Genomic DNA, 20,870 nt, shown 5'->3' on the forward strand with positions numbered 1-20,870 from the left:
CATTTATTTTTAGGCTAAATATAGGCTAAAACATAGTCATGATTAACCAGGGCAAAGACAAGTATCAGCAAGCTTTTGCAGACTTAGAGCCAGTTTCATCTACCGATGGCAGTTTTTTTGGCTCAAGCCAACAAGCACAGCAGCAAAGAGAACACATGAGAACGAAAGTACTACAAGAATTAGAGAAAGTTAATCTGCGTTTGAAGTCTGCAAAGACAAAAGTGACAATTAGAGAATCAAATGGAAGTCTGCAATTACGCGCTACCTTACCAATTAAACCAACAGACAAGGACACCAATGGCACAGGGAGAAAGCAATATAATCTCAGTTTGAATATTCCTGCAAACTTAGACGGGTTAAAAACGGCTGAAGAAGAAGCTTACGAATTAGGGAAGTTAATCGCACGGCATACCTTTGAATGGAATGATAAATATTTAGGTAATGAGGCAATTAAAAAAGACTTTAAAACAATAGGAGAATTACTCGAACAATTTGAAGAGGAATATTTTAAAACTCATAAACGTACAACCAAAAGCGAACATACTTTCTTTTATTACTTTTCCCGAACCAAGCGATTTACTAACTCCAAAGATTTAGCAACTGCGGAAAACTTGATTAGTTCAATTGAAAAAATTGATAAAGAATGGGCTAAATATAATGCAGCTAGAGCTATATCTGCATTTTGCATGACATTTAAAATTGCAATAGATTTGTCTAAATATTCCAAATCCCCTGAAAATAATACCCGAAATATACCGACAGATGCTGAAATAGCCGCAGGAATTATCAAGTTTGAAAATTATCGAAATAGCAGAGGCAATCAAGTTAATCAAAATGTTCAAAATAGCTGGCAACTTTGGCGATGGACGTATGGAATGTTATCAGTTTTTGGTTTAAGACCACGGGAACTTTTTATTAATCCTGATATTAATTGGTGGTTAAGTGAAGAGAACACAGATTTGACATGGAAAGTCCATAAAGATTGTAAGACTGGGGAGAGACAAGCATTACCATTACATCGGCAATGGATTGAGGATTTTGATTTGAGAAATCCTCAATATTTAGAGATGTTGACAACTGCGATCGCAAAAAAAGATAACACCAATCATGCCGAAATCACAGCGTTAACACAACGAGTTAGTTGGTGGTTTCGTAAAATCGGTTTAGATTTTAAGCCCTACGATTTACGTCATGCTTGGGCAATTAGAGCGCATATTTTAGGCATACCAATTAAAGCAGCAGCAGATAATTTAGGGCATAGTGTGCAGGTTCACACACAAACTTATCAGCGTTGGTTTTCGCTAGATATGCGGAAGTTGGCTATGAATCAGGCTGTGAATAAGAGGAATGAGGTTGAGGTTATTAAGGAAGAGAACATAAAGTTAAGGATGGAAAATGAAAGGTTGAAAATGGAGATTGATAAATTGAAAATGGAATTAGTTTATAAGCAAAGTTAAATTTGTTGATAAAATTGATGTGGTAGGCTGCGCTTTGCGACAATACATTTTAGCATTAATTTAGTTTGATTTATGAGAGAAACTGCTAAGGAAATAGTGCGATCGCATTTTTAATGTATGGTGTATTGCCGTAAATTTTTGGTTCTGCGTAGTTGCACATAAACTTGGTCAACAACTAAAAATTTGTGGAAAGATAGAAATGTTGATTAATCTCCAGCATGATAATTATGAACGCCGTAGAGCTATTTCCTACCCTGCGAAATTTAACTCGTGCAGAGAAGCTAAAAGTTATGCAGTTTCTAGTTTCAGAGTTATCTAGGGATGAAGAGCCATCATTAGAGCAAGGTGCAACCTATCCTATTTGGTCGCCACTTAATTCTCACGCAGCTGCATATCAACTTGCTCAACTGCTAGAGTCGGACGAGTAAATGTACGATGGTTAATCCTCAAAGATTTCCTTTTGCAGAGGGATACAATACTTTTGGTGTTGCCGATGCAGTACCAAAGCTACCATTAATATTAACCTATCGTAACTCATCAGTAGACGTTTCAGACTTGTTAGATACTGGAGCAAGCGTCAGCGTTCTGCCATATAGTATTGGTATTCAACTAGGCGCAGTTTGGGAAGAACAGACGATTTCTGTAATGTTGGCTGGTAATTTGGCTCCCGTTGAAGCAAGAGGTTTGCTTGTATCTGCTCAGATTGGATCGTTTGAGCCTGTTCGCTTAGTTTTTGCGTGGAATTTATCTGATGATGTACCTTTATTGCTAAGACGTATGAACTTATTTTTGGAGTTTAATGTGTGTTTCTATCGTTCACAACTGGTATTTGATGTGTGTCTACAGTCGTAATGCGATCGCATTCCTAATTTGGCGTGCGTTGCCACAAAAAGCTAAAGCTATTTTACTCAAAAACAACGCCGCGATAAATTTCCGCGATCGCTAATTCGACCCCAATTGACTCTAAATAAATAGATTGCTCTAAGCCGCTAAAATCACTAAGCAACCAACCTTCTGCTTTTTTACTGTAGCGTTCTACAAAGGGTTCATCCTGCTCGACTAATAAATATTCGCTAAAACTTGCAATTGATCGATACATGCGAAATTTACTTTGTTGATCGTAATCTGCGGTGGAAGGAGATAGCACTTCAACAATCAGGGTGGGATTCAAGACTTCATCTAAACGTTTGCCATTCAGTTGCGGTTCACCGTCAAAAATCATTACGTCTGGATACACTCCGCGTCGATGTTCAGGAATCCACAACCGTAAATCGCTGTTAATTGGCTCGAATTGAGTATCGCGCAGCAAAAATTTGAGAAAGGCAAAAATATTGCCACTAATGCGGCTGTGTTTGAGCGTTCCTCCAGGCATGGGTACGATTTCTCCGTCTCGATATTCGCTGCGTCCTTCGGCTTTTTCTTCGATCGCACGATATTCATCCAAGCTGTAGCGGCGCGAGATGGTAGAAATCATAGGTCGTAGGCGATCGCATTGGCTATAAGACAACAAAACTATTTTGTCACAGATTCACTTGTGAAACGATTCTGCAATGCGATCACTCTCCTTTAAATTAATAGTAAAAAGCCTGTTTGTGAATATTATCCGCAAACAGACTTGACTTTTTTATACTTCTAATTAAGCTTGCTCCCAAAGCTCGCGTATATAATCAGGTAGCCAGCTAGCAATTTCCTGAATCCGTTCTTCAGAAAGTTCGTCTTTAGTGGCAGAAAACACTGCTTTAACCGCCTGTTCTCGGTCTACTGTTCCTGGCTTTCCGCTTTCATTAGCAACTCGGAATAAGAAGCGATCAGAATCAATCTTAAAGATACCTGGGCCTTGCCAGGGTGGACGAACTCGGCTTAAAAATCCCACAATTGGATTGGTGTCTTTCCAGAGTTCAGCTACTTCCATCTGAAGCGCTTTTTCATCGGTAGGCACAGCCTCTGTATGCAATTCTGCTTCGACGCGATCGCTAGCTTCTGTGGTCATTAAGTCGCGCATAACACGAAACACAACTTCGGTAAAGTCTCTTGCGTCATACAAATCTGCAAATCCGCTTCTGACCATCACCTTTTCAAGAAACGAGCGATGTTCGTCAGCGATCGCAGTTCGAGTATCTTCAATCTCCGTTGGGTCAACTTCTGGAATGTTTTTTCTGAATGCTTGATCGGGCATTGTTTTCCTTGTACTTTTTAATATTGAGTCTTTATGCTTACCTATGTAGTAAGGTCGCACAAATCAAAAACGCTTGGAATCTTCCAGAAGTTCGATATCCCATCTATTCAAAAGTTAGAAATGGAGTGAATCAACTCTGATACCTTGCATCAATACCCGCAAGTTAACTCTGTAGCGATCGCGCTCGCGGCGCTACTACATTAAGGATGCGATCGCCCTACTGGCTTCATAGCGTGATGAGCATATTTGCTTATTTGTAAATTGTTAAGAAGTAATGAGAATTATTCTTTCGAGAACTAAAGAGAGATTTTGAAAGTGGGTTAAATATGGCAATAGAATTCCGTAAAACTGCGATTAAGTTTTTAGAAAAGGCAAATCATACATCGTCACAAAGTACAACACATTTAATCGAGGCTGATTTACTCAAAAACAACGCCGCGATAAATTTCCGCGATTGGCAATTCAATACTAACTGAATCCAAAGAAATAGATAGCTTCAAACCACTAAAATCACTGAGCAACCAACCTTTGTCTTTCTTACTATAGCGTTCCACAAAGGGTTCATCCTGCTCGACTAACAAGTATTCGCTAAAGCTCTCAATTGATCGATACATACGAAATTTACTTTGTTGATCGTAATCTGCGGTGGAAGCAGATAAAACTTCAATAATCAAAATAGGATTCAAGACTTCATCTAAACGTTCACCATTTAGTTGTGGTTCACCGTCAAAAACCATTACGTCTGGATATACTCCGCGTCGATGTTCAGGAATCCACAACCGTAAATCGCTATTAATTGGCTCGAAGTGAGTATCACGCAGTACAGAAGTAAGATAGGTCAAAATGTTTCGACCGATGCGGCTGTGTTTGAGCGTTCCTCCGGCCATGGGTACAATTTCTCCATCTCGATATTCACTGCGTCCTTCCGCTTTTTCTTCAATGGCGCGATATTCATCCAAACTGTAGCGGCGCTTGATGGTAGAAACCATAGGTCGTAGCCGATGTAGGATAACAAAACTATTTTGTCACAGATTTCATTGTGAAGTGATATCATGCTGCGATGATTGATGTGGTGCGTTGTGCTGCATGATAACGCACCCTACCAGCTACTTCATATCGAATAAGATACTTTCAGAAATGGCGTTGTCATAAGTTTCTTTTTTTTGCTTTATTTTTCGTCCTTTTCTTGCTCTGATTGAAACAAGCCAGTTGCTTTACTGCCTAACAATCCAAAAATGGCACTGATGCCCATATTCCAGGTAGTGTTACATGTCTCGAACACACGAGTTTGTTCAGGAGAAAGAGCTTTCTGTGAGGCCAACCAAACGGAAAAACCTCCAGACAGAAAGTTATAACCCAGAAGCGGCTCCTGACGCTTGGCAACATGTTTTAGAACTGTTTCAAAATAACTTATAAATTTGTTTTAATAATACCCATGATGTGTGGGGTGTGTTGCGTTACGTAGTCATACTATTTAACTTTAAAAATGATACAGATACGTTGGTAGGGAACAATGTTCCTTACGAGAAATCTATATGTATCAAGATTTTTGTGAATTGGTATAAGCAACACACCTTACTTGTCCTAGCTTGTCGCCACTGGTTTCTTTCCATTCCCGTTACTGTCCACATTGGCAACAAATGACAATTGCTCAGAACTGGGAGTTGGTGACTCGGACTCGCCTCGCAGTCCCTTGCGGCGCTGGTTCTTAGGAACTCCTCCCGCCATACCGTACTCTACACTGCTTTTGCCATATCGAGTAGCAACTGCCATTAACATGTGTTCTGTCATATCTCCTAACTCGCTCTCTGTTTGCAGCATCTCACGGTACAATTTATCCAAGCTGGAAAGGGCACTGTTGTAGGCATTTTCTCTAGTCCGCATAGTCTCAATCAGAGTTGAGAAAGCAGGTAAGGTGAGTCCATTGCCTAAATCTAACTTCGGATCAATTGAGTTGATGCTAGCCGCACGACGCACTGCTCTTTCTAATACTAGGGAGGTTCTTTTTCTACGAGCCATGACATCCACCTTGTAATACAGTAGGGTTAATATTCTTTACCTTAAATAACTGACCTATAGATTAGCCTGGGAGAATTTCGGCAAATCTGCAATCGCTTTTGTTACAAGCGCGATATTTGTCATGAATGCGCTAATTACTGAAATAAGAAAGTCAAAAGGCATTTTGAGAAAGTAAAAGCTTATTTTGCTTGCGGAAAACACCAAAATGAATAAGTAAAAGCTTATTTTGCTTGCGGAAAATACCAAAATGAATAAATCAAAAGGCATTTTGAGAAAGTAAAAGTTCATTTTACTTGCGGAAAACACCAAAATGAGTAAGTGAAATGGCGTTTGAAGAAAGCAATATGCCTTTTTGCTAACTAAATTCGACTTTATTTATATTTTGGCGTTGCAATAACCTGAGGTTGAGGTACTACAAGCTTACAGGAACTACCATATTATTTAAGCTTTGGGGCTTGGATATTAGCGACTAGCTACGCCTACGCGCCACACTAGCAATTTGATATCATTAACTAAAGTTAGCGATCGCTTTCTTCAGCAGATTTGCAAAAATACTATGGCAAAGCGTAAAAAAAGCAATCTCCAGTGGATTAAAGAAACGCTTGAACTAAAACCTGACCATCGCTGGGAATCTCCATCAGGTTACAAGATTTTTGTCGCAGATCGGGGAGCTGTTCGCTTAAATGTTCCCCAAAATTGGGTTTTTGAGCTACAAGAGAAATCGTTCAAGTTCATGGACAAAAAACCGCCCAACGATGATTGCGCTCTAGAAGTATCTTTCAATCGTCTGCCACCACGCGACTGGAGCTTATTTCCGCTAAAATCTACCTTGAAGAAAGTCATAGAAGATGACAGCCGCAACGTCATTGCTAAGGGAGAAATAATTACCCTAAAGCGTCAAACCGCCAAGATTGTGTGGACAGAGATTAAATTTATCGACACTCAAGAAGAACCACGGGAAGCTTTTTCACGAATTTGCATCGGTTTAGGGTCAAATGTTCAGTGTTTGATTACCTTTGATTATTGGGCAGATCAAGCAGAACAACTAACACCTATTTGGGATGAAGTGTTGCGTAGCCTCACTTTGGGACTGTATATTCGTGACCCAATGACTGGTTTGGCTTTTCCAGACTGAATAGAAGAAGCAGGGGGAGAAAACAAAGAAAATTTATCTATCCTAGGCGTATTGGGATAGAAACAATCGGCGTTGCTAAGTTTGCTTGATGAATATGGAATCTACGATAGTTTTAAGAACACTCATGATTTATGTAGGGAGTTGCACTGTTGCAACAATGCACTTACCATATACACGATGTTTATTCATTTAACTATTGAACGAAAGAGTTAATCCTTCTAGCAACTAATGATAACAGAACCTCTGTCTAGGGAACGATTTGGCCGATGATTCAAATGAAGTAGAAATAGTATACTAAATTCCAAAAGTTTGTATCCTATGAAACTGAATTATTTTACGAAACGGCTTTCAACTGTAGGACGTTGGATAGCTACAACTGTGTTGTGTGTGTCAGCGATCGCGTTTGTTTGGCAAGGTGCATTTTTCTCTAACACCACAGCAATGGCTAGTCCTGCTGTCAACTTAATTGCATCAGCAGACATGGGCGATAAAGTTCAAGACAAAGTCAGTAATGATGCTGGACGAGCCAAGAACTTTATCCGAGACACCGCAGATAAAGTTGAGCAAACTGCAAACAAAAATGCTAGTAAAGTTGATCGAGCAACAGATAATGGTAGCTTTGTAGAGCGCAAAGCAAAAAGAGATGCGGCTCGAATTGAGAAAAGAGCAGAAGAAGATGCAGCTCGAACTCAAGAAGCAGTAGACAATACAAAGAATGTTGTTGAACGCGCTGTAGATAACATCAAAGATGCTTTTGGTAACTAGAAAATAGATTAACCATAAAAACTCTACCCCAATTGCGGGATAGAGTTTTGTCAGTAGTCAGTGGTTAGTAGTCAGCCATAAGGATGTTTTTAAGACCACTCACAAGGTGAGCAGAGGAGCAGCAGTTCGACACTTCGGCTGCGCTCAGGCTAAACTCAGTACAAGTCAGTGCATAGCTGTCAGTGACCTAAGAGTGTAGGTAATAACAACTGACCACTGACCACTGACCACTGACCACTGACCACTGACAACTGACAACTGACCACTGACCACTGACCACTGACCCGCGCAGCGTAAATAAAATGTAGAACTTTATTGCACACAGTTGGGATTGCTACCAGGAGTAGCATCAGGGTAAAAAGTGCGGACACCGCCACTTCTTCTGACAAACACTGCTTTAAAAGTTCTACCGTCATCAGTTACACTCCAATGACAAGCAGTGTTAGTGGAACTAGTGTTAGGATTATTTTTGTAGGCTAAAGTTGCGATCGCTAGAATTTCTTCAGCACTTAGAGTATAACCATAACCTTTAATAGGAGATTGAGAAGTACTGTTGCCTACTTTCATCACCACACCCATCGTGTAAATGGTGTTGGGAACTACTTCCTCCATAGATATATTATTATTTAGCCGTCCAGCCAAACCTTTTTCTTGAAGTTCTACATAACGACCAACAAAATGCAACCCACCTATCGAACCTCCGGCGACTGGTTCTCCGCAGAAAATATGGTCAAAACCATCAACGTTAAACCAGACGTTAGTCAAGTCAACCAAGAAGTCTGCATTGGAAGTGCGCCCCGGAATTAGATATCCTCCTACATATTGTTTGATATTTGCCAAAACAGTAGAATTGCTATTCATCATCGCCTGAAAGTTAGACGGACTGACAGCTGTACCAGGTTGTCCGCAGAGATCAGTTACCGCCCTATCAAAATTATTCAAAGTTGGTACAGTGGGAGTAACATCCGCTGGGCTACCGTATGCTAATCCAGATACAGGATTGTTGATATTGTCAAAGAATGGCACAGAACCAGCGGGTAGAGAAGGAGAACTGGAAGAACCATAATCTGTAATTACAAAATCATCAATGTTAGTTCTGTTGGAAGTTCCATCAGTTTTGCGGACTTCACAGCGAACCAAGCCAGAGATATTAGGGGTAAAAGTTGCGGTTTGCAGTGATTGTGAGCTTGTAGTTACGATTGAACCTACAGGTGTCCATGAACTACCGCTATTAGTCGAACACCACAATCCCCAAGTTGTACTAGCATCATTACCATACTTGGCGTGTTTGATAGTAACAGTCCCAGCACCTGTAGTCCGATCAAATTTCATTGTCACTTTGCCGCTATTGCGAATGCGGACAGATTGTGACCCGTTTTTGACATCGCTTGATAAGTTACCAATTAAAGCATCATTTAAATTCCAAGTACCTGTACTCAAATTAATATCAGCCGCAGCATAAGCACCTTTTTGACCAGACTCAAATCCTTCAGAAATTGTGGCGCTAATTGCTCGAAAAGCAAAAAAGGAAAGCAGAAAAACGGCTCCTCCTGCTATCTTCAAAGGTAAGGTAAATTTAGGCATACTAATCAGAATTAGATATTTAACTAACCTATTAAATCTAAAATCGATAGGTTATTTAACGATTAACTTCTTTTTAAGCTTTTTAAGGATAAAAAAATAATGCGACAATTTCCGTTATATTGCAGGCGCTCGCATCACAACGTATTACTGTGTAGTGTGGCGATCGCCTGAGTATTAACTTTGAATTTATTGATAGAAAATTCCTTAATATTATGTATTTTTTTAAATACAATAGTTATTCAAACCAACGATCATATCAAGAAGTGGGACTAAAAAAATTGAAAGAGAAGTTAGGCGATCGCTACAACAGTTTACTTCTTATGAATCTCACATACAATCTTTCAAGATGATCGCACCAACCATATAATTCTTATGCATCTTCCACACAATTTTTAAATATGCAGTGGCTTGTTGTCGAGTTAAGGCGATGATTAAAATATAAGATTAGCGATCGCAGGTTAGTTATATGGATGACAGAATTATTAAAACATCAGGGGTTTTGAGATGCATGTTATTACTCGTAAACGGCTGAATGAATTTGCTAAACTTCATCCAGATACAAACAACGCCTTAGCTCAATGGTATCAATTGGTCAAGGCAAATGAGTATACCTCATTTATGGAACTCCGTGAAATGTTTCCATCAGCAGATCAAGTCGGTAAATTGACAGTGTTTAACATTGGTGGTAACAAAGTTCGACTCATTGCCGCAATTCACTACAACCGCCAGAAAGTTTACATCCGGGCAGCTTGACAGATTGAATTTCTATGCACACCATGCGCCAACTGGAGCTCATAGAGGTACTGACACACGATAAACACTTCACCCAAGAAGGCTTTGCAATTGTGTTGTCTGATTGAGTGTTGCAAGTAACCTAAATGTTATTTAACTAGCGATCGCTACAACAGTTTACTTTTTGTGCATCTTACAGACAATCTTTAAAGGCGATCGCTCATAAAAGCAATTAAATCATTTTTAATTAGGTTTGAGGGAGTTGCCATCCCCCACTCTAATTTACAATTTCAGTTGTAACAGTTCTCTGACGCTAGTTGGTAGAATTAAGGAAATACCAACCTAGATGCAACTTATGATCAGAACCATCGAGTGCTTTTTACGATTCGAGATACCACAGTTATTGCGCCAACGGCCTACTTCTTAAGAAATCTCACACACAATCCCTCAAAAGGAAAGCCTTAGTACAATTCTAGACAATGCAGACTTGGATTATTGAGTAGCTCTTGAATTACCTCTATCCCAGAACGAAGTAGAGATTCAACTTGTTTTGTTGGTGCATTTCCGCAGCGTAGCCATACAACTTTAGGTGGAGAACCGTACAAACGGCTTCTTTCGGCAAAGTCTACATCTTGAGTTACGATGCAAAAATCATTGGTTTTAGCAAATTCCCATATTTCAGTATCAGTCTTCACTTCCAGTCCATGAAACTGAACATGACTGGAATCAGGGAAAACGTTTGCTAATTGAGTTACCAGCTTTCGACTCAAATTTTGATCAAAAAGCAGCTTCAAAGACCACCTGCCGTCCGCGTAACGTTTGGTAGAGAGGCAACTAAACGATGTTCACGATCAGCAGCAAACTCTAGACTTGCCCTAATATCTTCTTCTGTTAATTCAGGGAAATCGTCTAATATCTCTCCATGAGACATACCAGCTGCCAACCAGCCTAGAACATCGTACACGGTGATTCGCATCCGTCTAATACAAGGCTTACCACCTCGCTTGTCCGGCTCAATTGTAATAATATCGTGATAGCTCATGGTGATTATAACTGCATAGCATCTTTCTAAGTCTAGAACAGCTTTACATCGTGCTGCAACGAGGCGATCGCAACAACAGTCTACTACAATTTTCTTAAACTGCGGTAGAGACATGACTCGTCTATTATTTTAAGCGAACTGCGATCACTGACACTTTTGAATTTACATAGGAGACAAACAAGATGAATCTATCGATTTCAAACATCGTTTTCATTCTTGGGATAATATTATGGTTGCTCATTAGAATTCCTTATCAACAAATACAAAGACAGAACATAATTATTGACGAGCGAAAAAGTTTGCAAGAAAAAATATTACGCATTTTAGTATGGACTGGGATAATATTTCTCCCTTTCATTTATGTTCTATCTCCTTGGTTAAATTTTGCAAACTATCATCTACCAATCTGGGCAAATGGATTAGGTATTGCTATTTTTGCGCTCTCACTTTGGTTATTTTGGCGTAGCCATCACGATTTAGGGCAAAACTGGTCATCAACGCTGCAAATTCGAGAAGGACACACATTGACAACCAATGGTGTTTATCAAAACATTCGTCATCCAATGTATGCCTCTGTCCTGCTAACGTCCGTTGCACAAGTACTATTGCTTTCAAACTGGATTGCAGGTCTATCTGGATTAATTAGTTTTATTATTGCGTATGCAACACGAGTTAGCCAAGAAGAACAAATGCTGCTTAACAGCTTCGGTGATGAGTATGAAGCTTACAGGCAACGCACAAAGCGATTGATTCCCTACCTGTTCTAAATTGTATTACTGGTTGAAATGTTGAGCTTACCTTCTTATCCAGCAAAAGCGATCGCACCATTTAATCTAAAAAATCGTCATTTAAAATAGTCTTTTTTTTTACAGTTTTTCTTAAAGCAAAATGTAAGCAAAATCTAAAAACCAGAATGGATAAGAGTTATACTATCTAAAGCATCAAAACAGATTGTTCCTAAATAACCCTGCAACTTGCATTTAGGCTAGAAATAGGCTCTTTTTTATTTTGCCGCTAAAAAACCTTGCATTATTATGATGTTGAGGAGCGATCACTCTTAACCCTATTCTTACAAATCCTCTGGCATAATCACAGAAATTAATTGATTGCGATTCTTCCGATAAATTCTAAAATCGCTATCAAATGTTAGCAACTCACTTTCAGGATACAATTGTGTCATTCTCACCAAACACGCATCTGCTAATGACATTGGAACTGACTGATATTGTCTTAGCAATTCTTTAATTATTGCCGCTTCTTCACTCAAGTACATCGGAATTAATATCTTTCCCTCGTCCAGTAAAGACATTACCGTATCCTGACCACTGTAGATATTTCGCAATAAAAAACAAGTCTCTACAATCACAGCCTCACAAGTAAGTAAAGGCTGTTCAATTGTAGCTAAGGTATTAATTACCCAGGTATGAAGATGCTCTCTGCGATTAATAAAAGCTACTAATGGCCCCGTATCGATGATGACTCGCTGCTTCACTCAGTTCCTAAACCTTCAAAATATTGTTTGTTCGTTGCCAAATCACCAGGGCCACCATCAACACAACCAGCAAATTGCTGAGCTGCTGCCAGAAATGAAATAGGCTCAATTTGTTCAATGTTTGTATTTTTTTGTGCTAGCTGACTTTGCAGAAACTCAATAAAATCTAAGACCTCTTGTTGCTTCTCTGGCGGGAGCGATCGCATTTTTTCAGTAGCAGTTTGTATAATACTCAAGAGAACCTCCAGACGTTATTTATTTGTATTTTCTGCATCCAATTACTTCAGTTTAGCAGGCTAGCACTTTATGGAGCAAACGGACAAAATATCTGGGTTAGATGCAAATTTTATCTGCTACTGCTCAATGCTATATTTAGTCTAATTAAATGTCAGTTCAAAAAGTTTTTTATTTTACAGTTTTTCTTAAAGCAAAATGCAGGTAAAATCTCAAAACCAGACAGAATAAGAGTTATATTATTTGAAGCATCAAAACAGATTATTCTTAAATAATCCTGCAACTGGCATTTAGGCTAGAAATAGACTCTTTTTTATCTTGCGGCTAAAAAAAGCTTGATTTAATTGACTTGTAAGAGCGATCGCTAGGTTCGGAGTAATCCCAAGAGTGCATTTGACGGAAAGGAAGACCCATCTTTTGGAAGACATACTTCTCTTTCACACCAGAAGCTACTAGGTCAGGCTTCAGCGCTTTGATAAATTCCTCGAATTCGTAAGCGGTAACGTCGTCATAAACGATGGTGCCGTTTTCGATGTAGTGAGTGGTACGTTTGTAGTCATCGTTATGAGCGAACTCATAACCTGTACCAATCATCTTCATTCCCAAGTCTTGGAAAGCTGGGACAACGTGGCGAGGACGTAGACCACCAACCATGATGGCAACAGTCTTACCTTCCAAGCGGGGGCGGTACTTAGCAACTACCGCATCCATTGTGGGCTGATACTTGGCGATTACTTTCTCAGCGTTTGCTTGGATTGTTTCGTCAAACTTGGAAGCGATTTCCCGTAAAGATTCAGCAATCTTGGTGGGGCCGAAGAAGTTGTATTCCAACCAGGGTATACCGTAAGCTTCTTCCATGTGACGGCTGATGTAGTTCATCGACCGATAGCAGTGTATGAGGTTCATCTTCACATTGGGGGTCATCAACATTTCGTTGATGGTGCCATCACCTGACCACTGAGCGACTACGCGCAAGCCGATTTCTTCTAACAGGATGCGGCTAGCCCAAGCATCTCCACCGATGTTGTAGTCACCAATGATGGCTACATCATAAGGAGTACCTTCAAACTGAAGTGTACCGTCTTTCTTGGCTTGGTCTGCTCTGGTGAATACCCAGTCACGAACCATGTCGTTAGCAATGTGGTGTCCCAAAGATTGAGAAACACCCCGGAAGCCTTCGCAACGTACAGGAACAACTGGCTTGCCAATTTCTTTGGATGTCTTACGAGCAACAGCTTCGATGTCATCCCCAATTAGACCGATGGGGCATTCAGATTGAATGGAAACACCACGGTTGAGGGGGAAAAGTACATCTAGTTCTTGGATGAGCTTGACAAGTTTCTTGTCACCACCAAAAACGATATCTCTTTCTTGGAAATCAGAGGTGAAGTGCATTGTACCAAAGGTATCAACACCTGTGGTACCAATGTAGTAGTTACGACGACCAGACCAAGACCAGTAACCGCAACCTACAGGCCCGTGGCTGATGTGGATCATGTCCTTAATAGGGCCCCAAACCACACCCTTGGAACCTGCGTAAGCACAACCACGAGCAGTCATGACACCAGGAAGAGATTTGATGTTGGACTTAACGCCGCAATCACTCTTACCTTCTTCGTATACACTTAAGTGCTTTTCCCGTTTTTTCTTAGCTTTATCGGGGTAAGCGTCTAGAACTTCTTTAATTAGTTCTTTTCTTTCTTCGATGATGTTCTTGTTTTCTGGAGGAGTCATTTTGGCCTCTCTTGCACCTAAGGAACGGGTATGGGGAATGGGTAGGGCTGTTTAACTGCCTTTCTTCCCCTGTGGGGTTGGGGACTCGTAGTCCCCTTGGGGATAGAAGGAATGTGTTGGAAGAAATTTCTTCCCTTTTACTTGTGCTAAGTGCTTATTTGACAGCAGCCTTAGCAGCAGCGTCAGCTGCTAGGAGTTTTTCTGCTTCTTCGTCGCTTTCGAGAATACCGAATTCGATCAACAGTGCTTCTAGCTCGTCCATCTCAATAGGTGTGGGGATGGTGAGATTTTTGTTGTTGATGATCTTTTGAGCTAGAGCGCGGTATTCCTGACCTTGGTTGCTGTCAGGTGCATACTCGTTAACAGTCATCCGGCGCAATTCTGCGTGTTGAACGATGTTGTCACGGGGTACGAAGTGAATCATCTGGGTGTTCAAACGTTTTGCCAGAGTTTCGATCAATTCGATTTCGCGGTCAACTTTACGGCTGTTACAGATCAAGCCACCTAAGCGCACACCACCAGTGTGAGCATATTTCAAAATACCACGAGCGATGTTGTTAGCAGCGTACATCGCCATCATTTCACCAGAGGTAACGATGTAGATTTCTTGCGCTTTACCTTCACGAATAGGCATAGCGAAACCACCACATACAACGTCACCTAGTACGTCGTAAGATACGAAGTCTACGTCTTGGTATGCGCCATTTTCTTCTAGGAAGTTGATGGCGGTGATGATACCACGACCGGCGCAACCTACACCGGGTTCTGGACCACCAGATTCTACGCAACGCACACCACGGAAGCCGGTGAGCATTACTTCTTCGAGTTCCAAATCTTCAACTGCACCACGTTCAGCAGCCAAGTGAAGAACGGTGGTTTGAGCTTTACTGTGCAGCATCAAACGGGTGGAGTCAGCTTTAGGGTCACAACCGACGATCAAAATGCGCTGACCCATTTCTGCCATAGCAGCCAGGGTGTTTTGGGAGGTAGTAGATTTACCAATACCACCTTTACCGTAGAAAGCTATCTGTCTGATTTTTTCGTCAACAGCCATGATTAGATATCTCCTGCAATTGGTTGGTTAGTGGGTTTGTTGTTTTGTCTGTTGGTTCTCACGCCTGTTGAGCTACAGCAGTGAGCGCATGTAGAACGTCGCCGGAGGCGATCGCTCTACAGCAAAATTGGTGGATACTGGACTCATAGTTATTCGTAGTTAAATTTTTATTTACCCTTTGTCATCTGTCGTTTGCCAAAACAAATGACAAAGGAATTACACACTTTACAAATACGCCATAATGCAAGTTAGCAAGAAGAAGCAAGTAGGACTTTACTAAATACCAATTCGTAATTAAGAATGGTATTAGCTATTTGTCAACAATCAATGTGGCAGTCTTACTATTTGTTCAAAATAGCGCCTTTTAATTTTGAGACGCGATCTAGCGCAGCACTGGTGTCCTCTGATGACTCTCCGCGTACAGCCATTGCTTCACTCAAGTGCTTGGCGATCGCATCGAAGTGTTGTTGCTGTAAGTTCATTCCTGCATGGGTTTTGTCCATCGGACGACCCGCGTATTGTTTTGGCCCTTCAAAAATTTGAGATAAGAAAGCAACTAGATGATTACGCTGCTTGGCCATATCTGTACCAGCAAAAAAGTGATTGAGGGTGCTGTCTGTGGCAATGCGTTTGTGGAGTTCATCTACTATTTGTTCAAGAGCTAGTTGTCCACCAAGTTTGTCGTACAATGTACTCATATCCTGTTCCTTTGAAGCGAGTTGGATGAATACCAATTCGTAATTCGTAATTCGTAATTCGTAATTCGTAATTCGTAATTCGTAATTAAGAAAGTCAGGTCTATATCTCTAGCTTTCTTTTGCAGAATTGGTTTAAAATCTTTACTGATGTGCTGTTAACTAGGAATGAAGCATTGATGGAAAGACAATTTTAGCGGTCAAATCTTACTTTCTATTTGTGGCTGATCCACATTAGGGTGTATTTGGGCTGTGAGTAAATCTTTAAGCTATGGCTCAACAGCTTCGACAATTAGGTTCTTGCTGACTCTATCTTGTAATCTGGCTTCGATCGCAATTTTCAGAGTAGCTGTACTGCTAGAACAAGAACCACAAGCACCTTGAAGGACAACCTTCACATGATCACCATCTACATCATAGAGTTCTACATCACCACCGTCGGCAATCAATACGGGTCTGACTTCTTCATCAAGAACTTTTTGAATGAGTGCAATCTTTTGTACATTGGTTAATGGTCTTGGCGATTGCTGTTGAGAGTTAGCAATATCTTTAGTAGTTTTTACGCCATAATTGTTGAGGGCAGGCGCAGCGAGTTCTTGCTTTACATCTCTTATAATATCATCGATATTTGCCAGACAGGAACCGCATCCGCCGCCAGCTTTGACATAATTTGTTACCTGTTCAGCATCGGTAAGATGATTTTCGATAATTACCCGGCGAATCTTCGACTCGCTGATGCCAAAGCAGCTACAAACTAATGCACCTTCGTCATCGTCGTCATGGGTAGCTAGAGGTATGCCTCGGTAATTATAAATTGCCGCTTCTAAAGCTTCTTGCCCCATGACAGAGCAGTGCATTTTAGCTTCTGGTAAGCCGCCGAGGTAATCTGCAATCTCTTTATTGGAGACTTTTAGCGCTTCATCTAGAGTTAAACCCTTGACCATCTCGGTCAATGCACTAGAAGAAGCGATCGCACTGGTACAGCCAAAGGTTTGAAAACGTGCATCCAAAATTTTATCAGATTCTACTTCAACTTTTAGATGCAATCTCAAAGCATCACCGCAAGCAATGCTACCTATTTCTCCAGTAGCAACTTTAACACCAGGTTCATCGGTTTTTGGGATTTCTCCCTGATTTTTAGGATCGTAAAACAGTTCTAATACTTTATCTGTGTAGTCCCACATGACTTTTGTTAGTTGTCAGTTGTTAGTTGTTAGTTATTAGTTGTCAGTTGTCAGTTGTTAGTTGTCAGTTGTTAGTTGTTAGTTGTCAGTTGTTAGTTGTCAGTTGTCAGTTGTTAGTTGTCATTTGCCACTGACTACTGACCACTGACTACTGACTAACAACTAATGACTGTTCTTGCAACCATCCCGCGTCATCATTTTTGAAGGGTGAGAGGGCGCGTAAACGTTCTACAATGCTGGGCATGACTGCGATAACTTGATCGATTTCAGCGTCTGTAGTGTAGCGGCACAGGCTGAAGCGAATGGAACCATGTAAGGTGGTGTAAGGTAAGCCCATTGCCCGCAGAACGTGGGAAGGTTCCAAAGAGCCGGAAGTACAAGCAGAACCGGATGAGGCACAGATGCCATATTGGTTCAGGGAAAGCAGAATAGCTTCACCTTCGATATATTTAAAGCCTATATTGGTGGTGTTCGGTAATCTCTGCGTTGGATCACCATTCACTTCACAGTCGGGAATGGTGGCGAGTAAAGTTTGTTCTAGGCGATCGCGCAGTCTTCTTTCTCTTTTGGTCGCCTCTTCTAAGTGTAACATCTCTAGTTCGGCGGCTTTGCCCAAGGCAATAATCGCTGGTACATTCTCTGTACCTGCACGACGACCGCGTTCTTGGTGTCCTCCAATTAGCAAGGGACGGAACCTCACACCACGCCGCACATATAAAGCACCAATGCCTTTGGGCGCGTGGATTTTGTGACCGGATAGAGTTAACATATCCACGGTGCTATTCTTCATATTCAAAGGGATTTTGCCCACTGCTTGCACCGCATCTACATGAAACAGAGCGCCATGCTCTTTTACTCTTAATCCAATCTGCTCAATGGGGAAAACTGTGCCGGTTTCGTTGTTGGCATACATAATTGTCACCAAGGCGGTGTTCCCTGTCAAGGAAGCTTCCAGCTCATTGAGATCTAACTGTCCCTGACTATTAACCGAAAGATAGGTGACACTGTAACCTTGGGTTTCCAATTGTTTGCAGACATTCAGTACTGCTGGGTGTTCAACTTGGGTGGTGATGATATGTCGCTTTTCTGGCTGTGCCAACAGCGCGGCTCGAATCGCGGCGTTATCTCCTTCTGTACCACAACTAGTGTAAACAATTTCTGACTCATCGGCTCCTAAAAGGGCCGCCAGTTGTTGCCGTGCTGTTTTCACCGCTTTGCCAAGTTGTCCACCAAAGGTGTGCATACTAGAGGGATTGCCGTAGTAATCCCTCAGGTAAGGCAACATTACTTCTATAACTTCTGGATCTACCTTAGTGGTAGCATTATTATCTAGATAAATGATGCTCATCCTGATATCCCTAAGACTTCGCCCTGACGCTTTTGTAATTGCTTGGAAAATTTCTGGGAATAATATTCAAACCAACGCTCCCAGTAATCTTTTTTGTTAGTTAGTTTCGCTAAAGAGTGGTTGTAATTAGCAAACCAGTCTTCCCAATAATCGGCTTTCTGCTTAACGCAACCGTTGCAAGTGGGACAACCAGCTTTGCATTGAGGTACTGTATAAACACTACCAACGCAGTTTGTACAAAGTTCGGGGTCAATCCAGTGATTACCGTCAATAACCTTAACTGCACCAGTGGGACATACAGACAGACAGAGATTGCAGGAAATACACTGGCTAGTGATTTTATAAGCCATGATTATTCTCCTTTTTGGGCATTAAGCGTTGGAGTTAGGGCATGGAGCATGGGGCTAGTGGGCATGGGGCATGGGGTCGAAATTATATTTTCTTTTATCCCTAGCCCCTAGCCTCTAGTCCCTAGCCTCTAATCCCTCTACATATTGCTCGTAAAACTCTAAAGCAACCTTCTCAATCACGTCGTAAGCTTCAACAGTCTGTATGCCAACTTCTTGCAATTTTTCTTGAGGACAGTTACCAATCTTGGAGACTAAAACTGCTTTGCAATCTGCGATCGCTTTCATAATATGCTCGAAAGTGGCTTCTTCTCCGTATCCACCTTGACAATATTGATCAATCTTGCGGTGACTAACGAAACGAACTTCGTTTCCATCCACTTCGTAAATTTGAAATTCTTTCGCATGACCGAAGTGTTGGTTAACCAATCCGCCACCTTTGGTTGCTACTGCAACTAGGATTTTGGGAGTGTTGGCAAACTTCTTACCAGCGAATGCTTTTTGTTTGGCTGCTTCTAGTTCTTCTTTAAATTTCTCGATACCTTCATGAACAAGGGTACGTTTTTCGAGGTCGTATTCTGCGTCCATTTCCATGAATTTATCTTTGGTAAATTCCTGGCTGCGGTCTTCTCCTAATAATCCGACGGCATCGGCTCGGCATTGACGGCAATGGCGCATCATTTTCATATTACCGGAGCAATTATCTTGAACTGCTTTCAGTTCTTTTTGGGAAGGGCCGCGCTGACCTGTTAAGCCGAAGTGTGTGCCGTGTTCTGGTGCAGAAATCAACGGCATGATGTTGTGCAAGAATGCACCTTGCTCACGAATCATTTTGTTGACTTCAATCAAGTTTTGGTCGTTAACTCCTGGAATCATCACGGAGTTGACTTTACACAAGATGTCAGCTTCTCTCAGTGCCTGTAATCCTTCCATCTGCTTTTCGAGCAGAATTCTAGCTCCTTCAACACCTCTATAACGTTTACGTTTGTAGTGAACCCAAGAATAAATCTGTGCGCCGATTTCTGGGTCTGTGGTGTTTAGAGTGATAGTAACGTGATCTATATTTAATTGTTTAATGCGATCGATGTATTCGGGTAGCATTAAACCGTTGGTTGATAAGCACAACTTGATGTCTGGTGCTTTGTCTGCAATCAACTCAAAGGTGCGGAATGTCTTTTCAGGATTCGCCAAGGGGTCGCCAGGGCCGGCAATTCCCACAACTGTCATTTGAGGAATCTTGCCTGCTATGACTATGGCTTTGTGTGCTGCTTCTTCTGGTGTGAGTAATTCGCTAACTACTCCAGGACGGCTTTCGTTCGCGCAGTCATATTTTCGGTTGCAATAGTTGCATTGAATGTTACAGGCTGGTGCAACTGCAACGTGCATCCGGGCGTAGTGGTGATGAGCGTCTTCGCTGTAGCAGGGATGTTTAGCAATGCGTTCTTTGAGCTTTTCATCCATTTCCACGGTGGCGCTGCTTTTACTGTCGCAGCCGCAACCACCTGATTTTGCTTGGGTTGCTGCTTCCTGATTGTCGGAGGTAAGAATTTTTGTAGACGGTAGTGTCATTGAATTTCGCAAAAGGTCGGTGGACTCGGCTGCCACTGTGGGAGATGCTGTTGCTACTATTTGTGCCTAAGAATTGAAGTCGCGTCTGTTGCACTGCCCGCAGCGGTTTACCGTTATACGGTAGTTAGACGCTTGCTTAAGGCGACTTTTTACAGAGTTGGGCAAGTTATAAATCCTGGAGGTTCGGCTGGTGTGTGTCAACGTTCGGTTCTTGGGTGGAGTTGGTGCGTACAGCCGCGACTTCTATTTACAGAGGCAGGGTGCTATCTCATCCCTCCACTCACTCTTCGCTTCTAATTTGTG

Annotated in this window: 23 protein-coding genes and 1 pseudogene; 8 read left to right on the forward strand and 16 right to left on the reverse strand. The window is 41.5% G+C overall.

All coding sequences use genetic code 11. The features are described from left to right. Positions 1–38 precede the first annotated feature (38 nt). From I8751_RS07560 to I8751_RS07570, 3 genes are all read left to right on the forward strand, one after another. Entirely contained in the window at positions 39–1,457 is a 1,419-nt protein-coding gene (locus I8751_RS07560; RefSeq protein WP_214438555.1) for a site-specific integrase, read from the forward strand. 227 nt (positions 1,458–1,684) lie between these two features. Further along, complete coding sequence (locus tag I8751_RS07565) at positions 1,685–1,885, forward strand: hypothetical protein (RefSeq protein WP_214438556.1); 201 nt, start codon at positions 1,685–1,687, stop codon at positions 1,883–1,885. Positions 1,886–1,892: 7 nt separating this feature from the next. Further along, a complete protein-coding gene (locus I8751_RS07570; protein WP_214438557.1) occupies positions 1,893–2,309 on the forward strand; it encodes a retroviral-like aspartic protease family protein in 417 nt (138 codons plus the stop codon). Positions 2,310–2,361: 52 nt separating this feature from the next. On the opposite strand, the gene I8751_RS07575 is transcribed toward I8751_RS07570, so the two are convergent. From I8751_RS07575 to I8751_RS07585, 3 genes are all read right to left on the reverse strand, one after another. Continuing rightward, on the reverse strand, positions 2,362–2,931 hold the full coding sequence (locus I8751_RS07575; protein WP_214438586.1) for a Uma2 family endonuclease: 570 nt from the start codon (positions 2,929–2,931) through the stop codon (positions 2,362–2,364). Positions 2,932–3,093: 162 nt separating this feature from the next. Continuing rightward, positions 3,094–3,633 (reverse strand): DUF2267 domain-containing protein, encoded by a 540-nt coding sequence (locus tag I8751_RS07580; protein ID WP_214438558.1) that lies wholly within the window; start codon positions 3,631–3,633, stop codon positions 3,094–3,096. Positions 3,634–4,052: 419 nt separating this feature from the next. Continuing rightward, positions 4,053–4,622 carry a Uma2 family endonuclease gene (locus I8751_RS07585; RefSeq protein WP_214438559.1) on the reverse strand — a complete coding sequence of 190 codons (570 nt, stop codon included), beginning with the start codon at positions 4,620–4,622 and terminating at the stop codon, positions 4,053–4,055. 349 nt (positions 4,623–4,971) lie between these two features. On the opposite strand from I8751_RS07585, the pseudogene I8751_RS30355 reads away from it, so the two are divergent. Beyond that, positions 4,972–5,049, forward strand: a pseudogene (locus I8751_RS30355) (dienelactone hydrolase family protein); the annotation flags it as partial. Positions 5,050–5,217: 168 nt separating this feature from the next. On the opposite strand, the gene I8751_RS07595 reads toward I8751_RS30355, so the two are convergent. Further along, the gene (locus I8751_RS07595) at positions 5,218–5,652 is read right to left on the reverse strand and encodes a hypothetical protein (protein WP_214438560.1); all 435 of its coding nucleotides are present in this window, start codon (positions 5,650–5,652) and stop codon (positions 5,218–5,220) included. A gap of 556 nt (positions 5,653–6,208) precedes the next feature. On the opposite strand from I8751_RS07595, the gene I8751_RS07600 reads away from it, so the two are divergent. After that, complete coding sequence (locus tag I8751_RS07600; protein WP_214438561.1) at positions 6,209–6,787, forward strand: hypothetical protein; 579 nt, start codon at positions 6,209–6,211, stop codon at positions 6,785–6,787. Between the two features lie 318 nt (positions 6,788–7,105). Beyond that, on the forward strand, positions 7,106–7,552 hold the full coding sequence (locus I8751_RS07605; protein ID WP_214438562.1) for a hypothetical protein: 447 nt from the start codon (positions 7,106–7,108) through the stop codon (positions 7,550–7,552). Positions 7,553–7,864: 312 nt separating this feature from the next. On the opposite strand, the gene I8751_RS07610 is transcribed toward I8751_RS07605, so the two are convergent. After that, entirely contained in the window at positions 7,865–9,136 is a 1,272-nt protein-coding gene (locus tag I8751_RS07610) for an EndoU domain-containing protein (RefSeq protein WP_214438563.1), read from the reverse strand. Between the two features lie 504 nt (positions 9,137–9,640). Here I8751_RS07610 and I8751_RS07615 point away from each other — a divergent pair. Further along, the gene (locus tag I8751_RS07615; RefSeq protein ID WP_214438564.1) at positions 9,641–9,889 is read left to right on the forward strand and encodes a type II toxin-antitoxin system HigB family toxin; all 249 of its coding nucleotides are present in this window, start codon (positions 9,641–9,643) and stop codon (positions 9,887–9,889) included. A 440-nt stretch (positions 9,890–10,329) separates the two neighbouring features. Here I8751_RS07615 and I8751_RS07620 read toward each other — a convergent pair whose 3' ends face one another. Beyond that, positions 10,330–10,662, reverse strand: coding sequence for a DUF5615 family PIN-like protein (locus I8751_RS07620; RefSeq protein ID WP_214438565.1), 333 nt, complete (start codon positions 10,660–10,662; stop codon positions 10,330–10,332). Then, the gene (locus I8751_RS07625; protein WP_194041277.1) at positions 10,659–10,910 is read right to left on the reverse strand and encodes a DUF433 domain-containing protein; all 252 of its coding nucleotides are present in this window, start codon (positions 10,908–10,910) and stop codon (positions 10,659–10,661) included. Before I8751_RS07625 ends, I8751_RS07620 begins: the two co-directional genes overlap by 4 nt. Before the next feature lie 182 nt (positions 10,911–11,092). Between I8751_RS07625 and I8751_RS07630 the strand changes: the two genes are divergently transcribed. Continuing rightward, positions 11,093–11,677 (forward strand): protein-S-isoprenylcysteine O-methyltransferase, encoded by a 585-nt coding sequence (locus I8751_RS07630; RefSeq protein ID WP_225894016.1) that lies wholly within the window; start codon positions 11,093–11,095, stop codon positions 11,675–11,677. A 302-nt stretch (positions 11,678–11,979) separates the two neighbouring features. Here I8751_RS07630 and I8751_RS07635 read toward each other — a convergent pair whose 3' ends face one another. The 9 genes from I8751_RS07635 to nifB all read right to left on the reverse strand — a co-directional run bounded on the left by I8751_RS07635 (position 11,980) and on the right by nifB (position 20,567). Further along, the gene (locus I8751_RS07635; RefSeq protein WP_214438566.1) at positions 11,980–12,402 is read right to left on the reverse strand and encodes a type II toxin-antitoxin system VapC family toxin; all 423 of its coding nucleotides are present in this window, start codon (positions 12,400–12,402) and stop codon (positions 11,980–11,982) included. Next, positions 12,399–12,638 carry a DUF2281 domain-containing protein gene (locus I8751_RS07640; protein WP_214438567.1) on the reverse strand — a complete coding sequence of 80 codons (240 nt, stop codon included), beginning with the start codon at positions 12,636–12,638 and terminating at the stop codon, positions 12,399–12,401. Before I8751_RS07640 ends, I8751_RS07635 begins: the two co-directional genes overlap by 4 nt. 322 nt (positions 12,639–12,960) lie before the next feature. Continuing rightward, positions 12,961–14,370 (reverse strand): nitrogenase molybdenum-iron protein alpha chain, encoded by a 1,410-nt coding sequence (gene nifD, locus I8751_RS07645; RefSeq protein ID WP_214438568.1) that lies wholly within the window; start codon positions 14,368–14,370, stop codon positions 12,961–12,963. A 154-nt stretch (positions 14,371–14,524) separates the two neighbouring features. After that, positions 14,525–15,424 (reverse strand): nitrogenase iron protein, encoded by a 900-nt coding sequence (gene nifH / locus I8751_RS07650; protein WP_214438569.1) that lies wholly within the window; start codon positions 15,422–15,424, stop codon positions 14,525–14,527. A gap of 341 nt (positions 15,425–15,765) precedes the next feature. Then, positions 15,766–16,122 carry a globin domain-containing protein gene (locus I8751_RS07655; RefSeq protein WP_214438570.1) on the reverse strand — a complete coding sequence of 119 codons (357 nt, stop codon included), beginning with the start codon at positions 16,120–16,122 and terminating at the stop codon, positions 15,766–15,768. A gap of 266 nt (positions 16,123–16,388) precedes the next feature. Beyond that, positions 16,389–17,303: a Fe-S cluster assembly protein NifU gene (gene nifU / locus I8751_RS07660; RefSeq protein WP_214438571.1), complete on the reverse strand. Its 915-nt coding sequence runs from the start codon at positions 17,301–17,303 to the stop codon at positions 16,389–16,391. Positions 17,304–17,451: 148 nt separating this feature from the next. After that, positions 17,452–18,651: a cysteine desulfurase NifS gene (nifS, locus tag I8751_RS07665; protein ID WP_214438572.1), complete on the reverse strand. Its 1,200-nt coding sequence runs from the start codon at positions 18,649–18,651 to the stop codon at positions 17,452–17,454. After that, the gene (locus tag I8751_RS07670; protein ID WP_214438573.1) at positions 18,648–19,001 is read right to left on the reverse strand and encodes a 4Fe-4S binding protein; all 354 of its coding nucleotides are present in this window, start codon (positions 18,999–19,001) and stop codon (positions 18,648–18,650) included. The genes nifS and I8751_RS07670 overlap by 4 nt, the downstream gene beginning before the upstream one ends. 114 nt (positions 19,002–19,115) lie before the next feature. Next, positions 19,116–20,567: a nitrogenase cofactor biosynthesis protein NifB gene (gene nifB / locus I8751_RS07675; RefSeq protein ID WP_214438574.1), complete on the reverse strand. Its 1,452-nt coding sequence runs from the start codon at positions 20,565–20,567 to the stop codon at positions 19,116–19,118. Between the last annotated feature and the right edge of the window lie 303 nt (positions 20,568–20,870).

Source organism: Atlanticothrix silvestris CENA357 (assembly GCF_016056295.1).
Taxonomy (GTDB): Bacteria; Cyanobacteriota; Cyanobacteriia; order Cyanobacteriales; family Nostocaceae; genus Atlanticothrix; species Atlanticothrix silvestris.